The sequence below is a fragment of the Geomonas sp. genome (assembly GCF_035254065.1).
Taxonomy (GTDB): Bacteria; Desulfobacterota; Desulfuromonadia; order Geobacterales; family Geobacteraceae; genus Geomonas.
Map to the genome: position 1 here is coordinate 1 of NZ_DATFBA010000350.1, position 5448 is coordinate 5448.

The 5448-nt window shown below is 58.7% G+C and carries 3 protein-coding genes and 1 rRNA gene; 3 read left to right on the plus strand and 1 reads right to left on the minus strand.

What is annotated here, in order from left to right:
• Both rrf and VJ604_RS16415 read left to right on the plus strand, forming a co-directional pair.
• Nucleotides 1–87 (plus strand): 5S ribosomal RNA (rrf, locus tag VJ604_RS16410); the annotation flags it as partial.
• Between the two features lie 313 nt (nt 88–400).
• Complete coding sequence (locus VJ604_RS16415; RefSeq protein ID WP_324084408.1) at nt 401–1861, plus strand: aminoacyl-histidine dipeptidase; 1461 nt, start codon at nt 401–403, stop codon at nt 1859–1861.
• Nucleotides 1862–2379: 518 nt separating this feature from the next.
• Here the strand turns inward: VJ604_RS16415 and VJ604_RS16420 are convergent.
• Nucleotides 2380–4065: a B12-binding domain-containing radical SAM protein gene (locus tag VJ604_RS16420; RefSeq protein ID WP_324084410.1), complete on the minus strand. Its 1686-nt coding sequence runs from the start codon at nt 4063–4065 to the stop codon at nt 2380–2382.
• A 193-nt stretch (nt 4066–4258) separates the two neighbouring features.
• Between VJ604_RS16420 and VJ604_RS16425 the strand changes: the two genes are divergently transcribed.
• A partial coding sequence (locus VJ604_RS16425) for a radical SAM family protein (RefSeq protein ID WP_324084412.1) occupies nt 4259–5448 on the plus strand: 1190 nt, incomplete at its 3' end.

Consider the following 5448-nt stretch of genomic DNA (forward strand, 5'->3'; position numbering starts at 1 on the left):
GTTCCCATCCCGAACACGGAAGTTAAGCCTCTCAGGGCCGATGGTACTGCACGGGTAACTGTGTGGGAGAGTAGGTCGCCGCAGGGAATTTATTGAAAAAGCCCCATCCACCAGGATGGGGCTTTTTTGCGTTTAGGGCAGGCTTATTGTAGTTGCCTCCTCACTTGGAGTATTGTAGAAGTAGCCTGTGAACTTGTGAAAGGAGGGGAGTTATAGGAAATAGAGGAGTCTCGCTATGACACGGAATGCTATCAGGATTTTGTTGATAATCGCGACTCTACTAATAGGAACCGGTACCCTCCCTGGATGCCACTGGTGGACACCGCCGGCGCCTCCTGGATTACCACATCCCCCGCCTATTCCTGTCCCCTGACAAAATCTCTTTGATCGGAGTGTGAGAATGACCAAGCCTGACGCCATTGACGGTCTGAAGCCTGTACTTTTCTGGAAATGCTTCGCTGAAATCTCACGAATTCCCCGTCCCTCCGGACATGAGGAACGCATCGCCCAATTCATCCTGGAACGAGGCAAAGAGCTTGGACTGGAGACCCGTCAGGATGCCTGCGGCAACGTCCTGGTCAAGAAGCCTGCCTCCTCAGGACGAGAGGGCGCTCCCTCCATTTGCCTGCAGTCCCACCTCGACATGGTTTGCGAGAAGAACGCCGGCAAGGTGCACGACTTCATGGCCGACCCGATCGAACTCGTTCGAAACGGCAACGTTGTGACGGCGAACGGCACTACTCTCGGCGCGGACAATGGCGCCGGTGTCGCCACCAGCCTCGCGATCATGGAGGATGCCACCCTCGAGCACGGTCCGCTAGAGATGCTGTTCACCCTGGAAGAGGAGACGGGCCTTAAGGGCGCACTCAACTTGAGCGGCGATCTTGTCCAAAGCAGGATCATGCTTAACCTCGATTCCGAGGATGAAGGTGTGGTCTTTATAGGCTGTGCCGGTGGGAAGGACACTTTAGCCAGATGGCAGCTTGCCTATGACAGTGTTGGTGCTGACCTGGCACCCGCCGAGATTACCGTTAAGGGGCTTAAGGGTGGACATTCCGGCCTCGAGATAGATAAGGAACTGGGTAATGCCATCAAGATACTGAATCGGGCCCTGATGAAACTCTCCGGCCTCGGCTGCCGAGTTTCCTCAATCGAGGGTGGCAACATGCGTAATGCCATTCCTCGGGAGTGTACCGCAGCAGTCTATCTTCCCAACACGAAGCTCGATGAGGCTAAGTCGCTCGTTTCCTCACTCAATGCAACCTTCCAGTCTGAGCTCTCCTCCATTGACCCTGGATTTGTGCTCGCCATCTCTCAGTCAGCATCGGGCAGTGGCAAGGTCTTGCAGCTGCCACTGCAGCAGAAGATACTGATGACCATTGCCTCCCTCCCTACCGGCGTCCAGCACATGAGCGTCGACATGCCGGGACTGGTGGAGACCTCCACCAACGTGTCCGTGATCCACACGACGGATAAGGAGGTTGTCCTCATTACCAGCCAGCGGAGCTCCGTCGCCTCGCGCCTCGCTGAAATCGTTCAGACGGTTGAGTCCATCCTGCAGCTGGGTGGTGGTACGGTCGAAGGTAGTTCCGGATATCCGGGATGGAAGCCGGACATGCATTCCCCCATCCTCGGCGTCGCCAAACGCTGCTATCAATCTCTGTTCGGGAAAGAGGTCGAGGTGAAGGCGGTACATGCCGGGCTGGAGTGCGGCATCATTGGCGAGCGCGTCCCCGGGATGGACATGATCTCCTTTGGCCCAAGCTTGCACGGGGTCCACTCGCCCGACGAGGTCATCTACATCGACAGCGTTCAGCGCTACTGGGATTTCCTGCTGGAGATTCTCAGGTCTGTTCGGTAGCCGGTACGAGATCGCAGACGAAAGAGATTCGGACAGGCAAAATGGCGTTGGTGCCGGCGATCATGACTCTCTGCGTCATGACCCGGCACCGCCGTCCGGTCAGGCATTCCAACGAGATGTCATGCAGGCCGGTGGCGCACTGAAAGACACGAAGCGTATCACCACTTCTGTTCTCACCGACGTAGCTCCCATCGATCAGAACCCTTCCTTTCCGCAGGCAAGAGACGGTAAAGAATTCCATTCGCGGTCCTTCGCTCTTCCAATAAAGATTAGATAAAACCAAGCTTCAGTATCGCTGGAGATCGCAGGTATGCAAGTGGGAACTCTGATCCCCTCGCCTCTTCAGGGGAGAGGGTGGCCGAATGCCGGGTGAGGGATCCCCGGAACTGGCGGAAACTGCCGCCCTCACCCCAGCCCTCTCACCCGAGGGGGCGAGGGGGAGTAAAAAAGGAGGATGAAGCTGCTAAAGGTAACTAAATGAGGAAGCTGGTGGAGTGCGGGGGAAAAAGAGGGGAGATCTAACGGACGGAAAGGACGTCCACCCTGAGCCCCTCGCCGGGAGCTGAGCGGTAAACAAAAGTTATCTCTGTTTCGCCCTCGGCCCAAGGTGTTGTTCGATAGTCCCTGGCGAACTGGCGTCGGTACTGTCTGATTCGTTCCCCAGCTCTGGGCGCAGGCAGCTCCGCGGCTGGTCCTTTGGGGGCTGTTTTGGCCGTCGAGTCGAAAAAGGCGGGGGTATTTCCACCTGGGTAGCCGGTGAGGCAGAAATCATAGCTCAAGGCATCGCGAAACTCTTCCTGGCCCTCTGCCGGCATTCGGGAGCAGGCGAAACGCCAGATGGCTTCGAACAGTGCGGTGAGCGAAAGGTTCTGGACGCCCCCTTCACCCTCGAAGAAATCGGCGGCCGCGGCGAACACTTCGGAAAGAGGAGCGCTCGCTGCCAAAACCTCTAGAGAGGCAGGAAACCTGCCGCTATTGTAGACGAGTTCCAGCAGCCGGCTGACGCCCTCGATCTTCCGGATCTCCAGAAAGGTGAGCCACGGGGTGTGGAGAACCTTGTACGGTGCCGCGTCGGAGTAGGCATAACGGTGCTTCCTCGCGAGCCCGCGCATGGCGGTCCCCTTCATCACCTTGAGCGGTTCCACTTGGATGTGATCGGGGCGAAGTTCGAACAGGCTCTGCAGGGAGTTGAGAAATCCTTCCATAGTTTCGGCGGGGAGGCCTGCCACCAGGTCGAGATGGATGGTAACCGCCGTTTCCGCTTTCAGGCGCCGCACGTTTTCGAACAGGCGATGGAGACTCGACTTCCGCTCAACCTTGGCGAGCGTCTCCTCTGCGCCGGACTGCACGCCGATCTCGAAGCGGAAGAGATCGGGGGGAACCTCGGCGAGCAGGGCAAGATTGTCCTCGGTCAGCAGGTCTGCGGCAATTTCGAAATGGAACTTGCTGGTCCGGTTGTTGTCCAGGATGAAGCGCCAGATCTCGTTGGCCCGTGCCGCATCGTAGTTGAAGGTCCGATCCACCAGTTTGACGGTCCGCACCCCTCGCTCCATGAGCAGTCCCAGGTCCTGCCGTATCCGCTCCATGGAAAAAGACCGGACGCGATTTTCGATGGAAGAGAGGCAGAAGGCGCAGGAAAACGGGCAGCCGCGGGACGTTTCGTAGTAGACGAGCGGCTTGTCGAGATCGGCCAGGTCCGAGCTGAACGGTGAGGGGATGACGTCCAGCGCGGGGAGGGGGCCACGATCGGGGTTGGCGATGACATCATCACCTTCCCGGAAGGTGACGCCGGCGATATCGTCGAGCGGAGTGCCGTCACGCAAAGCCAGGAGCAGTTCCCGGCAGGTCGCCTCGCCTTCACCCCGCACGATGCAATCAATCGCCGGGAGCTGGACCATCATCTCGAAGGAGCCGAAGGAGACCTCGGGACCACCAAGGACAACGAAGGTGCCCGGTTCCACTTTCTTGAGGTCCGAGGCGAGCTTCAGGGTGAGCTCGGTGTTCCAGATGTAGCAGGAGAAGAGCACGACGTCGGCGCGGGACGCATAGAGGCGGGCAAGCAACTGGTCCTGCTGCTCGTTCACGGTCAGTTCGACAGTCTCGAATTCGAGCCCTTCCAGATCTGCGCAGAAAGAGGCAAGGTAGGGTAGGGCGAGCGAGGAGTGAACGTACTTGGCGTGCAGCGTGGCGAGCAGGATTTTCATGGGCGGGATTGTAGCATGAAAGGCCAAGAACCTTAACCACGAAAGGGAGGAAAGGTTTTTTTTCGTGTCCTTTCGTGTCTTTCGTGGTGGAAGCCTTTCTTGTCTTGTTTCTTGCCCCGTTTGCCGATTTTTGTTACTGTGACAGGTTGCAACGCCGTGCTCAAAAAGAGCGCTATGGCGGTAAGGATTTAACATGAAAAGTAAAAGACTTCCGAAACTGCTCTACGCGGACAGCAAAGGAAACATCTACGATCACCCCTATCTCACCATGGCCGGGATGAGCGGCAACGAGGCCCTGTTGCCTGAGTCGGTGGAATTGATCCCGCTCCCGGAAGACAGCCGCCTCTTTACCATTCCCGATACGCCCCCCATCGCCTGGGACGCCAAGGCCCGCCGCTTCGTCACCGTGAGCCGCGTCCAGGAGGGGAGGCGCTCCATGGCCGTGCAGGCGGTCTCCGCTTTCATGGCTCCTGGCTACATGCGGACGCTGCTGCCGGCCTGCGATTACAGTAAGAAAAAGGTGCACCTGCCGCTTTGGTCCTACACGGCGGTGGGCTGGGACGAGGAGACCGAGCGCTTCGTGGTGGCGGCGACCCGGGTGGACGACAACGAGAACTGGCTTCCCAGGAATTACGACGACAGGAAGCTCGACCCCTTGGTCAGGAAGATGCTCGCCCAGTTCCCGAAGAACAGGCTGATCGAGCAGCTCTCCCGTTGCGCTGTCGACTACCACTGCTTTGCCGCCAAGAATCTCTTCTTCCGCCGCTGGGAGGCACCCATCCCGACCTCGCCGGTCTGCAACTCCCGCTGCCTTGGCTGCATCAGCCTGCAGCCCTCCGACTGCTGCCCGTCCAACCACGAGCGGATCCCCTTCGTGCCGACTCCTGAGGAGATCGTGGAACTGATGCTGCCGCACCTGAAGGAGGCCCCGGAGCCGATCGTCTCCTATGGACAGGGATGCGAGGGTGACCCCATCATGCAGGCCGACACCATAGCCGAGGCTACCAAACGGCTTAAAGCGGGGACCTCGCGCGGTACTGTCAACTTCAACTCCAACGGCTCGTTTCCTGACCGGGTTCGCATGCTCTGCGACGCCGGCATGGACTCCATGCGCTTCTCGATGAACTCTGTGCAGGAGGAGACCTACAACCGCTACTACCGTCCCAAGGGGTACAAGTTCGCCGACGTGGTCGAATCGGTCAAGGCCGCCAAAGAGAAGGGCCTTTTCACCATGATCAACTACCTGGTCTCCCCCGGCGTGACCGACAGTCCCTCCGAGGTCGAGGCGCTGCTCAAGTTCATCGGGGATACCGGGGTGGACATGCTGCAGATGCGCAACCTCTCCATCGACCCCGCCTTCTACAACGAGCGGATGGGTGTGGA

Coding starts and splice junctions, on each gene's coding strand:
- VJ604_RS16415 (WP_324084408.1), top strand. CDS start 401: ATGACCAAGCCTGACGCCATTGACGGTCTGAAGCCTGTACTTTTCTGG.
- VJ604_RS16420 (WP_324084410.1), bottom strand. CDS start 4,065: ATGAAAATCCTGCTCGCCACGCTGCACGCCAAGTACGTTCACTCCTCG.